The sequence below is a fragment of the Rhizobium jaguaris genome (assembly GCF_003627755.1).
In the GTDB taxonomy this organism is placed as follows: domain Bacteria; phylum Pseudomonadota; class Alphaproteobacteria; order Rhizobiales; family Rhizobiaceae; genus Rhizobium; species Rhizobium jaguaris.
On the sequence record NZ_CP032694.1, the window covers coordinates 538698 to 553388 of the forward strand.

Annotated in this window: 14 protein-coding genes; 6 read left to right on the forward strand and 8 right to left on the reverse strand. The window is 61.5% G+C overall.

The features are described 5' to 3' along the window. The first annotated feature begins 42 nt into the window (after positions 1–42). Positions 43–1626: a peptide chain release factor 3 gene (locus CCGE525_RS02660; RefSeq protein WP_120702928.1), complete on the forward strand. Its 1584-nt coding sequence runs from the start codon at positions 43–45 to the stop codon at positions 1624–1626. A gap of 69 nt (positions 1627–1695) precedes the next feature. On the opposite strand, the gene CCGE525_RS02665 is transcribed toward CCGE525_RS02660, so the two are convergent. After that, on the reverse strand, positions 1696–2589 hold the full coding sequence (locus tag CCGE525_RS02665; protein ID WP_120702929.1) for an NAD(P)/FAD-dependent oxidoreductase: 894 nt from the start codon (positions 2587–2589) through the stop codon (positions 1696–1698). A 172-nt stretch (positions 2590–2761) separates the two neighbouring features. Between CCGE525_RS02665 and CCGE525_RS02670 the strand changes: the two genes are divergently transcribed. The 3 genes from CCGE525_RS02670 to tsaA all read left to right on the forward strand — a co-directional run bounded on the left by CCGE525_RS02670 (position 2762) and on the right by tsaA (position 4907). Then, entirely contained in the window at positions 2762–3220 is a 459-nt protein-coding gene (locus CCGE525_RS02670) for an Rrf2 family transcriptional regulator (RefSeq protein WP_120702930.1), read from the forward strand. 104 nt (positions 3221–3324) lie between these two features. Further along, the gene (locus CCGE525_RS02675) at positions 3325–4350 is read left to right on the forward strand and encodes an ABC transporter substrate-binding protein (RefSeq protein ID WP_120702931.1); all 1026 of its coding nucleotides are present in this window, start codon (positions 3325–3327) and stop codon (positions 4348–4350) included. A 32-nt stretch (positions 4351–4382) separates the two neighbouring features. After that, positions 4383–4907 carry a tRNA (N6-threonylcarbamoyladenosine(37)-N6)-methyltransferase TrmO gene (gene tsaA, locus CCGE525_RS02680; protein WP_120706216.1) on the forward strand — a complete coding sequence of 175 codons (525 nt, stop codon included), beginning with the start codon at positions 4383–4385 and terminating at the stop codon, positions 4905–4907. Between the two features lie 78 nt (positions 4908–4985). Here the strand turns inward: tsaA and CCGE525_RS02685 are convergent, their stop codons facing one another. The 3 genes from CCGE525_RS02685 to CCGE525_RS02695 all read right to left on the reverse strand — a co-directional run bounded on the left by CCGE525_RS02685 (position 4986) and on the right by CCGE525_RS02695 (position 7739). Next, complete coding sequence (locus CCGE525_RS02685; RefSeq protein WP_007702758.1) at positions 4986–5195, reverse strand: TOBE domain-containing protein; 210 nt, start codon at positions 5193–5195, stop codon at positions 4986–4988. A 62-nt stretch (positions 5196–5257) separates the two neighbouring features. Then, a complete protein-coding gene (gene betC / locus CCGE525_RS02690) occupies positions 5258–6772 on the reverse strand; it encodes a choline-sulfatase (protein ID WP_120702932.1) in 1515 nt (504 codons plus the stop codon). 19 nt (positions 6773–6791) lie between these two features. Beyond that, on the reverse strand, positions 6792–7739 hold the full coding sequence (locus tag CCGE525_RS02695) for a choline ABC transporter substrate-binding protein (RefSeq protein ID WP_120702933.1): 948 nt from the start codon (positions 7737–7739) through the stop codon (positions 6792–6794). Positions 7740–7838: 99 nt separating this feature from the next. Here CCGE525_RS02695 and CCGE525_RS02700 point away from each other — a divergent pair, with 99 nt between their 5' ends. Further along, the gene (locus CCGE525_RS02700; RefSeq protein WP_120702934.1) at positions 7839–8741 is read left to right on the forward strand and encodes a choline sulfate utilization transcriptional regulator; all 903 of its coding nucleotides are present in this window, start codon (positions 7839–7841) and stop codon (positions 8739–8741) included. Between the two features lie 10 nt (positions 8742–8751). Here the strand turns inward: CCGE525_RS02700 and otsA are convergent, their stop codons facing one another. Together otsA and otsB are read right to left on the reverse strand one after the other, a co-directional pair. Further along, a complete protein-coding gene (gene otsA / locus CCGE525_RS02705) occupies positions 8752–10128 on the reverse strand; it encodes an alpha,alpha-trehalose-phosphate synthase (UDP-forming) (protein ID WP_120702935.1) in 1377 nt (458 codons plus the stop codon). Between the two features lie 53 nt (positions 10129–10181). Next, positions 10182–10976 carry a trehalose-phosphatase gene (otsB, locus tag CCGE525_RS02710; RefSeq protein ID WP_120702936.1) on the reverse strand — a complete coding sequence of 265 codons (795 nt, stop codon included), beginning with the start codon at positions 10974–10976 and terminating at the stop codon, positions 10182–10184. Between the two features lie 632 nt (positions 10977–11608). On the opposite strand from otsB, the gene CCGE525_RS02715 reads away from it, so the two are divergent. After that, positions 11609–12424, forward strand: a complete 816-nt coding sequence (locus tag CCGE525_RS02715) for a class II glutamine amidotransferase (RefSeq protein WP_120702937.1) — start codon at positions 11609–11611, stop codon at positions 12422–12424. Here CCGE525_RS02715 and coaBC read toward each other — a convergent pair. After that, the gene (coaBC, locus tag CCGE525_RS02720; RefSeq protein WP_120702938.1) at positions 12411–13622 is read right to left on the reverse strand and encodes a bifunctional phosphopantothenoylcysteine decarboxylase/phosphopantothenate--cysteine ligase CoaBC; all 1212 of its coding nucleotides are present in this window, start codon (positions 13620–13622) and stop codon (positions 12411–12413) included. The two genes, CCGE525_RS02715 and coaBC, sit on opposite strands and share 14 nt — an antisense overlap. A gap of 75 nt (positions 13623–13697) precedes the next feature. After that, the gene (locus tag CCGE525_RS02725; RefSeq protein ID WP_120706217.1) at positions 13698–14594 is read right to left on the reverse strand and encodes a LysR family transcriptional regulator; all 897 of its coding nucleotides are present in this window, start codon (positions 14592–14594) and stop codon (positions 13698–13700) included. Positions 14595–14691 lie beyond the last annotated feature (97 nt).

Genomic DNA, 14691 nt, shown 5'->3' on the forward strand with positions numbered 1-14691 from the left:
TGAGTCGCTAGATACAGCCGCAATTCACAGGATTTCACAAGCATGGCCGAAAGTCTCGCCGAGGCGGTCTCCCGCCGCCGCACATTTGCTATTATCGCCCACCCGGACGCGGGCAAGACGACGCTCACCGAAAAGCTGCTGCTGTTCGGCGGCGCTATTCAGCTTGCCGGTGAGGTCAAGGCGAAGAAAGATCGCATGCAGACGCGCTCCGACTGGATGAAGATCGAGCGCGAGCGCGGCATCTCGGTCGTGACCTCGGTCATGACCTTCGAATATGACGGCAACGTCTTCAACATTCTCGATACGCCTGGTCACGAGGACTTCGCCGACGACACCTATCGCACGCTGACGGCGGTCGACGCTGCCGTTATGGTCATCGACGCCGCCAAGGGCATCGAGCCACGGACGTTGAAGCTGTTCGAGGTCTGCCGCATGCGCGACATTCCGATCATCACCTTCATCAACAAGATGGACCGCGAAAGCCGCGACCCCTTCGAGATTCTCGATGAGGTCGAGGAGAAGCTGGCGCTGGACACGGCTCCGGTCACCTGGCCGGTCGGCCGCTCCAAGACTTTCTGCGGCTCCTATCATCTGGCCGCCAATACGGTCCGCGGCTCCGATACCGAGGTGGAGGCGACCCTGGTCAATGGCCCGCAGGCCGTCGCCCACCGGCTGCCAGAAAACGAGCGGCAAGCCTTTGTCGACGAAACGGAACTGGCGATCGAAGCTTGCCGTCCGTTCGACAGGGAATCCTTCCTCGAAGGCCACATGACGCCGGTTTTCTTCGGCTCGGCTCTTCGCAATTTCGGTGTTCGCGATCTCATCAATGCGCTCGGTGACTTCGCGCCGCCGCCGCGCGATCAGGTCGCCGATATCCGGACCGTGCAGGCGACCGACGACAAGATGACGGCCTTCGTCTTCAAGATCCAGGCCAACATGGACCCGAACCATCGCGACCGCATCGCCTTCGCGCGCATCTGCTCCGGCAAGCTCGAGCGCGGCATGAAGGCGCGGCTATCGCGCACCGGCAAGCAGCTTGGCCTGACCGCGCCGCAATTCTTCTTCGCCTCGCAGCGCCAGCTCGCGGACACGGCCTATGCCGGCGATGTCGTTGGCATTCCCAATCACGGCACGCTCAGGATCGGCGATACGCTGACGGAAGGCGAGTCTCTCGTCTTCCAAGGTGTGCCGAACTTCTCGCCGGAAATCCTGCGCCGCGTCCGCCTCGAAGACGCGATGAAGGCAAAGAAGCTGAAGGAAGCGCTGCAGCAGATGGCGGAGGAGGGCGTCGTGCAGCTCTTCTCGCCGGAAGACGGCTCGCCGGCCATCGTCGGCGTTGTCGGTGCGTTGCAGCTCGACGTGTTGAAGGAGCGGTTGATGGCCGAATATGGCCTGCCGGTCTCCTTCGAAATGTCGCGCTTCTCCGTCTGCCGCTGGATCTCCGCCGACCAGACGATCGACCTAGACAAGTTCGTCACCGCACGCCGCGGCGACATCGCCCGTGACCTCGACGGCGATCCGGTCTTCCTCGCCCAGGACGGGTTTTCGCTGCGCTACGAGGCAGAACGTTATCCGGCTATCAAGATGGTCGCCATCAAGGAATATCACGCCGTCAAGGCGGCGTGATATTTAGTATGGTGCCCAGCCTTCCGTTGTCTCTGGTTTTCCGGATGACAGCTCAGACGTCGGACACGGTCAATCATTGTCGAACATAAGGGACCGGTGCGCTGCCGTGCCGGCAAGGGCTCCATCGCCCACTGAGAGTGCCACGGAACCGACAGCTCTTGCCGCATCGCCGCAAGCGAACACACCCTTGGCGGCCGTTTGTTTGACGGCGTCGGTGCTGATGAAACGACCGAGCGGCCCTTCCTCGAATGTGCAGCCGAGCTGCTCCGCCCATGGTGCCGGCACCGAGGTCTGGGTCAAGGTGAAGAGGCCGTCCATCGCGATGACCCTGCCGTCGTCCAATACCACATCGGCGCACTCGCCGCGGATCTCCCGAACCGGCACGGTCTCGACCGTCACGCCGCGTGCGCGCAATTGGGATGACTGATCGGCATCGGGGACGAAGGCGCCGTTCGTGAAGAGCGTTGTTGTGCCCCAGTCGGGAAGCATCAGGGCGTGATGCATGGAGAGCTCCGAGGACGCGATCACACCGATGCGCCCTTGATCGAGTTCGTAGCCGTGACAATAGGGGCAGTGGAAGACCGATTTTCCCCAACGCTCCTGCAGTCCGGGAATGGCCGGCAGTCGGTCGATGACACCCATGGCCAGGATCAGGCGCTTGCTCTTCAACAACTCTCCGGCGCCGACCGCGACGGAAAATCCGCCTTCGATCCGCTTGGCGGTTTGCGCCTTGGCGTTCAACCAATGGACGGTCGGATAGCGCTCCAGCTGCGCACGCGCCTCGGTGGCGATCAGACCGGGATCGCGACCATCCTGGCCGAGGAAGCCGTGCGAGCTTGCGGCAAACCGATTGCGCCGCTGGCCCGCATCGACCAACAAAATATTCCGTCTGGCGCGAGCGAGTTGCAGGCCCGCGGACATGCCGGCATAGCTGCCGCCGATGATGATGACATCGAAGTACATGGAAATCACCTTTCATGCTCAGTTCGCCGTATCGCCGGCAAGGGCAGGATCCGATATCACGATACTTTTAATGTTACATGAGTGCTGCCGTCAACAGTTACGCAACTTCTATTGTTGCGTGAGCAGGTTTTTGGTAAATCTGGATGCGACACGGAGACGATCGGAACCGCGCATGAGACACGACACCCGCCTATCCCGCATGCTGCATGTGCTGATCCACATGGATCGTCACGAAGGTGCTGCGACCTCCGAAACCATTGCGGCGATGCTGGGCACGAATGCCGTCGTGGTGCGCCGAACCATGGCCGGGCTCCGGGATCAAGGTTATGTCCGCTCCGAAAAGGGGCACGGCGGCGGTTGGGTATTGGCGCGCCCGCTACGGAAGATAACGCTGCTGGACATCCACAAAGCATTGGGCGCGCCGCAGCTCTTCTCGATTGGTCTTGCGGGCGATAATCCGAACTGCGTCATCGAACAGGCAGTAAACGCTTCCCTTGCCGAGGCGATGAGCGAGGGAGAAGCGATCCTGCTGGCAAAGTTCGCAAAGGTCACGTTGGCGGCACTTGCCGAGCAGTCGTCGGAGCGCTGGGCACAGGCCTCGAATTGCGCTGCGGCGATGGAAGATTTCTAGCGCTCTCGATATCATCAAATCGTGTATCCGTGATATTCCATAGAATATAGCGCTATGCCATAGTGCCGCCACCCGGTTCCCTTCATCACGGCTGGCGATATGTCATGGCGAAATTTCTAGCGGCCTTAGCGTTCATTTTCATCAGCCTTCTGCCCACGACCGTCGAAGCACGGCTGATCACTGATGCGGCCGGGCGCAAGGTCGATATCCCCGATACGATCAACCGCGTTCTGGTTGCCGGCCCACCCGCCGCCGTTCTCGTTTATACGCTGGCGCCCGATAAGCTTGCCGGCTGGGTAAGCGCGCCCAGTGACGCGGCAAAAGCCTATCTTGCGCCCTCGGTCCGCAACCTGCCGACCATAGGCCGGCTCACCGGCAAGGGCGGGACGATCAGCATGCAGGCGATAGCGGCTGCGAAACCAGATATCATTATCGATGTCGGCACGGTCGATCCCACCTATAGTGCGTTGGCCGACAAGGTGCAGGGCGAGACCAAGATACCCTATGTGCTGATCGACGGCAGTTTTGCGCGCACCGGCGATACCCTGCGCGAAGTTGGGGATATCCTCAGCGTAACTGGTCGGGCCAAGATGCTGGCCGATTATGCCGACGCCACGATCAAGGACCTCGACGGCAAACTGGCGACCTTGCCCGATGCTCAGCGGCTACGGGTCTATTATGGCCGCGGCGCAAACGGTTTGGAGACAGGGCTGGCGGGTTCGATCAATCTTGAAATCCTCGATGCAGCCGGTGCCGTCAATGTCGCGGCCGCCGCCGGCAAGGGCGGGCTGACACAAATGACGCCACAGCAGATCGTGGCATGGAATCCGGATATGATTCTCGCCGAGGACGGCAAATTCGCCGCCGCCGTCAAAAGCGATCCGCAATGGGCCGGCGTCAAGGCAGTCAAGGACGGCAAGCTGTTCGTGCCGCCGTCGCTGCCCTTCGGCTGGTTCGATTCACCGCCCGGCGTCAATAGGCTGATCGGCATACGTTGGCTGGAGACGTTGCTCTATCCGCAGCTTTTCAAGAACGATCTCTCCGCCGATGCCAGAGGATTTTATAAGCTGTTCTATCAGGTGGATTTGACGGATGATCAGGTGGCGGCGCTTCTGAAAAGCGCCGAATGATCGCGTTGCGCATTTGCTCGAAAGGAAAAATCATGGTCCGCGAAAACGAGATTCGAGAAAATGAAGTGGCGATCGAACCGCCGGTGCCGGCCGATGCCGGTCTTGTCTTCATCGGCCGCATCTCCACGCCGTGGACCTCCCGGATGGAGACGCCGCGCCAGGGACGCCATGACGGGCCGCTTTGCCGCATCGAGATTTTCGAACCCTGGGTGCCGGCGCTCAAGGGCGTAGAGAGTTTTGAGCGGCTGGAGATCCTTTATTGGCTGGACCGCTCGCGCCGAGATCTCGTTTTGCAAAGCCCGGGAAGCAACGGCAAGGTGCACGGCACATTTTCGCTGCGCTCGCCGGTGCGGCCAAACCCGATCGGCACGTCTGTCGTGACGCTGGAGGCAGTCGAAGGCGCGGTCCTGCTCGTACGGGGTCTCGATTGCCTCGACGGCACTCCGCTCCTCGACCTCAAGCCCGATCGCAGTCTTTTCAAACCGATCGCGCCGCCGCAGCCCGGCGATTTCCAGACCGGCGACGACAGAACGGCACATTACTGCCAGAAGGCGTGAAGCATGATCCCGAACCGAAGGACCGCGCAGCGAAAAATGTGAAGCGGTTTTCGGACAAGATCATGCTCACTTTGGGTGTCAGTCGACAGCGACCATGACATCGGACGCCTTGATGACGGCATAGGCGTCAGCGCCGACCGTCAACCCGAGTTCATCGACCGCCTCGTTAGTGATCGACGAAGTGACGATCGAGCCATTGCCGATATCGATGCGGACATGCGCCGTCGTGGCACCCTTGGTGACCTCGACGACTTTGCCCTTGAGACGGTTGCGTGCGCTGATTTTCATGGATGTTTCTCCGATATGTCGGCGCGACTATATCGCGGTCGGAAAATCTCGCCACAAAAACCTTATTCGCCGCGTGGAAAACGCTGGTTCTCCTCCAATACGTTCAGATCCATGTGGTTGCGCATATAGCGCTCGGATGCCTTCTGCAGCGGCTGGTAATCCCAGGGATAATAGGCGCCGTTGCGCAGCGCCGCATAGACCACCCATCGCCGCGCCTGGCTTTCGCGCACGGCGGCGTCGAAGGCCACGAGATTCCAGCGCTGCCTCGCCTGCGCAGTCAGCCGCGCCAGGATTTCCGCGTATGCGGGGTCGTCGGCAAGATTGGTAAGCTCCTTGGGATCGGCATCGAGATCGAAGAGGAGAGGCGGGTCCTTGTCGCAGAGCATCAGCTTGTAGCGGCTGTCGCACAGGCCGACGAGCGGCGCTTCCGACCCTTCAGCGGCGTATTCCATGGGTACCGGGCCGCGGCTCCCCGTGCCCTGGACGAGGGGAGCCAGGTCCTCTCCATCGGTCCATTGTTTCAGTGAGGCGATATCGAGCCCGGCAAGGCCGGCAAGCGTCGGCGTCACGTCCAGCGTCGATACCGGCTGATCGATGCGTCGGGCATTCCAGCCGGGCGCAGCAATCATCAGCGGCACGCGGGCCGAGCCTTCGAAGAAATTCATCTTGAACCACAGGCCACGTTCGCCAAGCATATCGCCATGGTCGGAGACGAAAAGCACAATGGTGTTGTCGGCCATGCGGCCACGCTCCAGGGCATCGAGAATTTCGCCGATCTTTTCATCGACATAGGAAATATTGGCGAAATAGCCACGCCGCGCCCGGCGCACCTGTTCGGGCGTGATGTCGAAGGCGGCATGATCGCTCGCCTTCATTAGGCGCTGCGAATGCGGGTCCTGTCTTTCGAAGGGGACTTCCGCGACGTCCGGGTCGAGCGCCGGGCAATCCTCGTAGAGATCCCAGAAGCGGCGGCGGGCGACGTAGGGGTCGTGCGGATGGGTGAAGCTGACGGTCAGGCACCACGGCCGTTCATCATGGCCCCGCGATAGGTCGAGCAGCTTGCGGGTCGCGTGATAGGCGACCTCGTCGTCATACTCCATCTGGTTGGTGATCTCGGCGATACCGGCGCCGGTCACCGAGCCGAGATTATGATACCACCAGTCGATGCGCTCGCCCGGCTTTGTATAGTCCGGCGTCCAGCCGAAATCGGCGGGGTAGATATCGGTGGTCAGCCGCTCCTCGAACCCATGCATCTGGTCCGGCCCGACGAAATGCATCTTGCCGGAGAGCGCCGTCTGGTACCCTGCCGCCCGCAGATGATGCGCAAAGGTTGGGATATCGGAGGCAAATTCCGCGGCATTGTCATAGACGCGGGTGCGGCTCGGCAACTGCCCGGACATGAAGGAGGCCCGCGCCGGTGCGCAGAGCGGGCTCGCCGTATAGCTGTTGGCGAAGCGTACGGAGCGTTTCGCCAGTGCCTTCAGCACGGGTGCGTGCAGAAAATCGGCTGGGCCGTCGGGAAACAATGTCCCGTTCAACTGATCGACCATGAGAATAAGGATATTCGGGCGCGCCATGTTGGATGTCCTCGATGGATTAAAGACCGACCGCGGCCTTGACGGCATCGATGCCCGGCTTGCCGTCGATCGTCGTCACGCCGGCGAGCCAGGGTGTCAAGGCTTCCGGATGTGCCTTCAGCCAAGCAGTGGCCGCCGTCTTCGCATCCTCGCCGCCGAGAATCGAGCCCATCAGCGAGTTCTCCATGCCGATGTTGAAGGTCAGGTTGTGAAACAGTTTCGCGGCGTTCGGGCAGGCGGCCGACCAGCCGGTGCGCGCCAGCGTGTAGACTTCCGCGCCGCCGTAATCCGGGCCAAAATAGGCGTCGCCGCCGGCGAGATAGGCAATCTGAAAGCGCTCGTTCATCGGATGCGGCGCCCAGGCGAGGAAGACGATCGCCTGCTTGCCTTTGCCGGCGCGCTCGACCTGTGACAGCATCGCCTGCTCGCTCGATTCCACCAGCTCCCATCCCTTCAGGCCGAAATCGTTCGCATCGATCATCTTCTGGATATTGCCATTGGCCGGCGCGCCGGGTTCGATGCCGTAGATCTTGTGATCGAAATCATCGGCATGCTTCTGCAGGTCGGCGAAGTCCTTGACGCCCTTGTCGGCAACATAGGCCGGCACGGCGAGGGTGAATTTCGCGCCCTGAAGGTTGCGGTTCAGCACTTCGATGGCTTTGGCCTTGTTGAGGTCGTCGACGAAGGCTTTCTGCGCCGGCATCCAGTTGCCGAGGAAGACGTCGATTTCGCCTGTTTTCATCGATTGATAGCCGATCGGCACCGAGAGCGTCTTGATGTCAGGGTCGTAGCCGAGCGCGGTGAGCAGCACGCCCGTCACGCCATTGGTCGAGGTGATGTCGGTCCAGCCCGGATCGGACAGATGAATGGTGCGGCAGGAATCACCATCCGCTTTTGCAGCGCCGGCGAAGGATAATGCGGAAAGGAGCGCGCCGACGGCAAGTCGGCCCATGACAGAAATTCGCATAATGACAGTTCCCTCTTAATATTTGCTGTTTTTATTGAACATCAGTAGCATTCAGCCTGTGAAGCAGGCTTTTTTCAATGGAGGCCAAAAGGAAATTCTATGGCTGAGCGGTCTGTCGACCTCGGATGGCTGCGAATATTTGTCGAGGTGGGCCGCTCGGGCAGCCTGTCGTCCGCGGCGGCGAGCCTCGGGCTGACCCAGCCGGCGGTCAGCTATCAGATCCGCCGGATCGAGGAGCAGGTGGGCGTCGCCCTTTTTTACCGCCAGCATCGCGGTGTCGAGCTATCCCCGGAAGGCCGCCGGCTGTTCGAGATCATGGAGAAGACGGTCGGCGGCGTCGATTCCTTGGTGCGCAGCTTCCGTGCCGAGGCGGAACGTCCGGCGGTGCGGCTCAGGACCGACTATGCCTTTTCGGCGCTCTGGCTGATCCCGCGCATGCACCGCTTTCGCCTGCTTCATCCGGAATTGGATATCCAGATCGTCGCCACGCAGCGACAGGACCGCGGCCATTCGGAACGCGGTGATGTCGCCGTCGTCTTCGGCGCCAGAGAGGAGTTCGGGCCGGAAGCGGCGCTGCTATTGCCTGAGAAAGTGGCACCGATCTGCGCGCAAGGCTTCGTCGACAAATATGGTCCTTTCAGCGATCCAAGCCGCTTTGCGCGGGCGACGCTCGTGCATCTGGATTCGGAAACGCCGTCCCCCTGGTTCGATTGGAAGAGCTATTTCGCTGAGTTTGGCATCAGCCGGGACACCTATGCCGGCCATGGCGATCTGCGGTTCAACACCTATTCGCTGGTCGTTCAGGCGGCGATCGGGGAGCAGGGGCTGGCGCTCGGCTGGATGGGGCTGGTGGATTCGCTGCTTGCCGGGCGCATGCTGGTGACCGCCGGCCCGGTGCTGAGTGCGCCGAACCGCGGTTACTGGCTTCTGCCGCCGAAGTCGCAGAGCGTGCATGCCGAATGGCTGACGGAATGGCTGGTGAAAGAAGCGGCGGCGATGTAGCCGGTATTCGTCACTCCGCCCTCAAGTCGGTCAGGAAGTTCTCGCACCAGCGCGAAACATCGTTTTCCAGCAGATGGTCCATCATGCCGCGCCAGCGCTCGCGCCGTTCTTCCAGCGGCATATTGATCCCGCGCGCCAGCGCGTTTGCCGTGCCGTCGACGTCGTAGGGATTGACCAGCAACGCACCTTTCAGTTCCCGTGCCGCACCGGCGAAACGCGAGAGCACCAGCACGCCGGGATCGTCCGGGTCCTGCGCCGCTACGTATTCCTTGGCGACGAGGTTCATGCCGTCGCGTAGCGGCGTTACCAGACCGACTTTCGCCAGCCGGTAGAGTCCAGCCAGCACCGGGCGGCTTATCGAGCGGTTGATATAGCGGATCGGCACCCAATCGACCGTGCCGATCGCGCCGTTGACCCGGCCCGCCTGCTCGGCGACGGCATGTTGCATCGCCTCGTATTCCGGCACCTCCGAGCGCGATTTTGGCGTGATCTGCAGATAGGTGACGCGGCGCTGATGGGCCGGATTGTTGGTGATGAAGCGTTCGAACGCATCGATGCGTTGCGTGATCCCCTTGGAATAATCGAGCCGGTCGACGCCGATGATCAGGTCGCGGCCCTCGACGCTCTGCCGCGCCTTGCGCACCATGCTGTGGGCCGCGGCCTTGCGGGCAAACTCGGCAAAGGCCGCGGTCTCGATGCCGATCGAGTAGGCGCCGCCGCGGAAGTTGTGGCCGTGCGCGCTGAAATGGCCGGGACTGTTCTCGACGCCCATGCCCTCGCGCTTCAGGCAACCCGCGAAATTTTCGAGATCGTATTTGGTCTGGAAACCGAGCAGATCATAGGAAGAGAGGCCGCGCATGATCTCTTCATGCACCGGCATGGTGAAGAGGACGTCGGCCGGCGGCCAGGGAATATGCAGGAAGAAACCGATGCGGTTCTTCAGACCCATTTGCCTGAGCTCCGCCGCCAGCGGAATGAGATGATAGTCGTGCACCCAGATGATGTCGTCGGGCTCGACCAGCGGCGCCAGCCGGTGGGCGAAGAAGCGATTGACGCGGAAATAGCTGGCCATCTCCTTGCGGCCATACTCGGCTAGGTCCAGCCGGTAATGGCAGATCGGCCAAAGCACGCGGTTGGCGAAGCCCTGGTAATATTCTTCGACGTCGGTCTGGGTGAGATCGGTCAGTGCGTAGGTGATGTTGCCGTCTTCGGTCAACACCAGCGGTTCGGGCTCGATGTCACCGCTCGATTTGCCGGACCAGCCCATCCAGACGCCGCCACGCTCTGCAAGGGCAGCCTGCAACGCCACGGCAAGCCCGCCCGCCGCCGCCGCCCCTTGGTTATCGGGGACGGAAACACGGTTGGAAACAATGATGAGACGACTCACGGAATGCTCCTTTCGAGAGGGCCGCGGCGGTGGGCCGAAATGACCAAAAATGATTATTTGGCGAGCGCTGCGAGTATCTCTCTTAAACGCGCGGGCGAGGGAATGGATGCACGCGCCAGCGTCTTGCCGCTGGGCGTGCCGATGCGCACGGATTGACCGCCGAGGCGGTTCGCGACGGCGAACATGGTCTCGTCGGTGACGTCGTCGCCGATCGCTAGCGGCCGACGTCCGGCGAACGGCGCCTCGCTGAGAAAGGCTTCGACGGCATGACCCTTGCTGGCATGCGCCGGGCAGATTTCCACCACGAGCTTGCCATGCTGCAGGATCCAATCCGGACCGGCCTCTTGCAGATACCGCTGCATCGCTTCGGCAACGTCGGCTTCGCGCTCCGGTGCCAGCCGGTAGTGAACCGCGACCGCGGCTCCCTTGTCTTCGACGAGAACGCCGGGCCAGGCTTTGGCCTCCTCAGCGATCACTCGCTTCATCTCCTGGAAGGCGGGCGGGATCAGCGCGCGCCGCAATCGCCCCGCCGCATCGCGTCGTTCGGCACCGTGCAGGCCGGCGACCGGGAAGTGGAACGGAGCAAACAGAGGGTCGACAAAGGCAACCGCCCGGCCGGTCACCAGCGCCAGCGCGCCACCGAGCTGGCGAGAGAGCGCCTGAAGCGCGAAGGGCAGGGACGGAGGCACCGCAATTGCCTCCGGTGTCTCGGCGAGATCGAGCAGCGTCCCGTCGATATCGAGGAACAGTGCCCATTCCTGAGGATACAATGAGAGTGCGGTGAGCGCCGGCTCATTCGGCGGCGCTGGTTCGGCTTCACCCTGTTCGGGCTGTTCCTTGTAAGTCATGGGGGGTAGCTATGGCACGCTTTTCGTTCGGCAAGAGAAAAACGATCACAACAAAGTTTATTCCGGGCACAACAACCCGAACTATCGCAAAATCAGCAACCGATAGATGCAAAAAAGGGCCGCCCGAAGCGACCCTTCCATGAGTTTTGGCCCGTAACTGGCCTGAAGCGCAAGACGCCTCCGGAAGGCTTGATCAGAGCGAGGGCTGCCTCGCAACGCTCACAACCATTTCCATGCCTGTTACGCGGACCGAAATCTCACTAGACATTGGATCACCTTCCTTTCGTTACGTTGACGATATGCCTAACGTAACTCAAATTTCGTCGAATTCAAGAGCCTATACATGAGGGATGCTTCACTCTTCGTGTCGTATTGAAACGCAAAAGTTCGTTCAACTTTTGCGTGAGTTATGCAGCGAGAGGCCCAATAGCCGCTTCAAAGCAGGCATGTTCACAGAAGAATAATGCTGCAACGCCAAAATGTGATCGGACGGCGTGTCAAATATCTGTCACCTTCTCGGCTCAATCCCTGGCAAATTAAGAGTTTATTACCTATTCCGCACGAACAATCGTCCTTGATTTTGACATTCTCCCGCGGGACAGGAAGCGAGCGGGAATTGGAGCGAAAGACGCATGTGTCGCTGGGCAGCCTATCGTGGAGACCCCCTCTATCTGGAGGAGCTGGTGTCTTCACCCGCCCACTCCCTGATCGAACAATCGCACTGTGCCACGCGCGCTAAGACCGCGACCAACGGCGACGGATTCGGCATCGCCTGGTATGGCGACCGGCCGGAGCCGGGCCGCTATCGCGATATCCTCCCGGCCTGGTCCGATTGCAATCTCAAGAGCCTCGCGCGGCAGATCCGCTCGCCGCTCTTTCTGGCCCACGTCCGCGCCGCGACCGGCGGCGGCACGCGTCGCGACAATTGCCATCCCTTTGTGCATGAGAACTGGTCCTTCCAGCATAATGGCCAGATCTCCAATTTCGACCGCTTGCGCCGCCCGATGGAATCCATGCTCGATGATCGGTTGTTTCACGCCCGCGGCGGCACGACCGATTCCGAGCTTCTATTCCTGCTGGCACTGCAGTTCGGTCTTGCGGCCAATCCGGTTGCGGCGATCTCGGAGACCATCAGCTTCGTCGAGGGCCTATCCGCCCATCTGATCGGTTCGGCGCTGGTGCGCTTCACGGCCGCTTTTTCCGATGGAAAGGCGCTGTATGCGGTGCGCTACGCCACAGACCGTAAGGCGCCTACGCTTTATGCCTCGCCTGTCGGCATCGGCTATTGCCTTGTATCCGAGCCGCTGAACGACGATGTCGATGCCTGGACGGAAATTCCGGACGGCAGCAGCGTGTTGATCGACGATATGGGCGTCCACATCACGCCCTTCCAGCCGGAAAAGCGCGCATCTGCCGAGCCGCAGACATCTGCCGCTATTCCTGCTTGAATTGTTCGGCGATCAAAGCCGCCAGACGCGCCGCCACTTCATCCTTCTCAAGATCCGGCCATTGTTCCACGCCGTCATGGCGGATGAGTTTCACGCTGTTGCGCATGCCGCCCATGATGCCGGTTGCCGGCGAGACATCATTGGCGACGATCATGTCCGCGCCCTTGCGATCCAGTTTCGCCCGGGCATTCGCCTCCACATCCTGCGTTTCGGCGGCAAAACCGATGACGAGCTTCGGCCGCTGCGTGTGGTGGCCGACGGTTTTCAGGATGTCGGGATTTTCGGTAAGCGCCAGCGTCGGAATGGATTCGCCCGGATGTTTCTTGATTTTCTGATCGGCGGCGGAGGCCACGCGCCAATCAGCAACAGCCGCGACCATCACGGCGATATCGGCAGGAAGCGCGCAAAGCACGGCATCGCGCATCTCTTCCGCCCGCTCGACATGAACGACATGCACGCCCATAGGATCGGGAATGGAGACAGGCCCGGATACGAGCGTGACGTCGGCGCCGAGGGCCGCGAGTGCTGCAGCGATGGCATGGCCTTGGCGGCCGGAGGAACGGTTGGCGATATAGCGCACCGGGTCGATCGGCTCATGCGTCGGACCCGAGGTGACGACGGCCTTTCTGCCGGCGAGCGGCCTTGCACCGTCGTCCAGCCGCATCTCGACGGCAGCGACGATCTCCAGAGGTTCGGCCATGCGGCCGGTGCCAGCTTCCTTGCTCTCGGCCATTTCGCCTGACATCGGGCCAACGAAGCGGATGCCGTCGCCCCTCAACGTCTCGATATTGCGCTTTGTCGCCGGATGCGCCCACATCTTCGGATTCATGGTGGGCGCTGCGAGCACGGGCCGGTCGGTCGCGAGCAGCACGGTCGATGCAAGGTCGTCCGCCAGACCGTTCGCCATCTTGGCCAGGAGATCGGCGGTCGCTGGCGCGATCAGCACAAGGTCGCAATCGCGCGCCAGTCTGATATGGCCGACGTCCTGTTCGTCCTGTCGGGAAAACAGGTCGGTGAAGACATGCTCCGCGGCCAGGGCGCCGACAGCAAGCGGTGTGATGAATTGCTGTGCCCCCGACGTCATGATCGGACGGACGCTTGCGCCGCGCTCGCGCAGCCGCCGAATGAGGTCGAGGCTCTTATAGGCCGCGATGCCGCCGGAAATGATGAGAAGGATGCGTTTTCCCGCGAGAACCATGGCCCGAACCCGTCGCTTGTTTTTATGGTCAAGAACCTAAGCTTTTGGCACACAATAGGCAATCGGCAGCGGTGGTCAGCCGAGAATGTCAACGCAGAAGTCGATGAAGGCGCGCACCTTTGCCGGCACATGGTGGCGGGACGGGTAAAAGGCGTAAAGCGGGTAGAGTTCGTCCTTCCAGTCCGGAAAAAGGTCGACAAGCTCTCCACGGTCCAGAAAGTCCGTAATGCCGAGCGTGAAGACCTGAGCGATACCGAGACCCGCAAGGCAGGTTCCCAACGTCGTTCCGGCATCATTGACCAATATGCGGCCGCGCGTTTCGACCGGGATGACTTTGTGCCCGTGCCGGAATTCCCACTCGAATGCGCGCCCGGTGCTCGGATCCTGATAGTGGATGCAGAGATGGTTCGCGACATCGGCCGGCGTTTTCGGCCGGCCATAACGCTCGATATAGGCTGGAGCCGCGACGGTGACCACACGGGTTTCGAGAAGCAACCGGGCAATCAGCGATGTCTGCGGCGGTTCGCCGAAGCGCAGGGCGACATCTATGCCGTCGGCCACAAGGTCCCCGATCTCGTTGCGGGTCAGGATCTCGATCTGCAGGTCGGGATAGCGGTCGAGGAAAGCGCCGAGGCGCGGCGCCAATAAAAGGCGGGAAAAATAGGGATCGACATTGATGCGCAAGCGGCCGCGCACGGACTGGGCGACGCCGGCTACCGTCGTCGCGGCCTCCTCGATGCCGCTGAGAAGCGGCACCACCTGCTCGTAAAACCGCGCGCCGTCATCGGTCAGCCGCAACGCCCGCGTCGTGCGGTCCAGCAGGCGCACGCCGATCCGGGCCTCCAACCGCGAGACCGCTCGGCTGACTCCCGATGGCGTGAGACCGAGCACCTCTGCGCCCCGTACGAAGCTGCCGCCTTCCACAACGGCCATCAACACGCTGACACCGTTCAGCAATCGTCCGTCGAACATCGTCCCATCCATGATTTTCCGTCAGCAATCATGAGGCGGCCGCACATTTCAGTCAAAGTCTTTTGAATACGGAAAGGCCGCGGAGGGGGAGGGCTCT

Bases quoted from the DNA above. Each gene is read 5' to 3' on its own strand.
- CCGE525_RS02660 (WP_120702928.1), top strand. From the start codon at position 43: ATGGCCGAAAGTCTCGCCGAGGCGGTCTCCCGCCGCCGCACATTTGCT.
- CCGE525_RS02665 (WP_120702929.1), bottom strand. From the start codon at position 2,589: ATGTACTTCGATGTCATCATCATCGGCGGCAGCTATGCCGGCATGTCC.
- CCGE525_RS02670 (WP_120702930.1), top strand. From the start codon at position 2,762: ATGAGACACGACACCCGCCTATCCCGCATGCTGCATGTGCTGATCCAC.
- CCGE525_RS02675 (WP_120702931.1), top strand. From the start codon at position 3,325: ATGGCGAAATTTCTAGCGGCCTTAGCGTTCATTTTCATCAGCCTTCTG.
- tsaA (WP_120706216.1), top strand. From the start codon at position 4,383: ATGGTCCGCGAAAACGAGATTCGAGAAAATGAAGTGGCGATCGAACCG.
- CCGE525_RS02685 (WP_007702758.1), bottom strand. From the start codon at position 5,195: ATGAAAATCAGCGCACGCAACCGTCTCAAGGGCAAAGTCGTCGAGGTC.
- betC (WP_120702932.1), bottom strand. From the start codon at position 6,772: ATGGCGCGCCCGAATATCCTTATTCTCATGGTCGATCAGTTGAACGGG.
- CCGE525_RS02695 (WP_120702933.1), bottom strand. From the start codon at position 7,739: ATGCGAATTTCTGTCATGGGCCGACTTGCCGTCGGCGCGCTCCTTTCC.
- CCGE525_RS02700 (WP_120702934.1), top strand. From the start codon at position 7,839: ATGGCTGAGCGGTCTGTCGACCTCGGATGGCTGCGAATATTTGTCGAG.
- otsB (WP_120702936.1), bottom strand. From the start codon at position 10,976: ATGACTTACAAGGAACAGCCCGAACAGGGTGAAGCCGAACCAGCGCCG.
- CCGE525_RS02715 (WP_120702937.1), top strand. From the start codon at position 11,609: ATGTGTCGCTGGGCAGCCTATCGTGGAGACCCCCTCTATCTGGAGGAG.
- coaBC (WP_120702938.1), bottom strand. From the start codon at position 13,622: ATGGTTCTCGCGGGAAAACGCATCCTTCTCATCATTTCCGGCGGCATC.
- CCGE525_RS02725 (WP_120706217.1), bottom strand. From the start codon at position 14,594: ATGTTCGACGGACGATTGCTGAACGGTGTCAGCGTGTTGATGGCCGTT.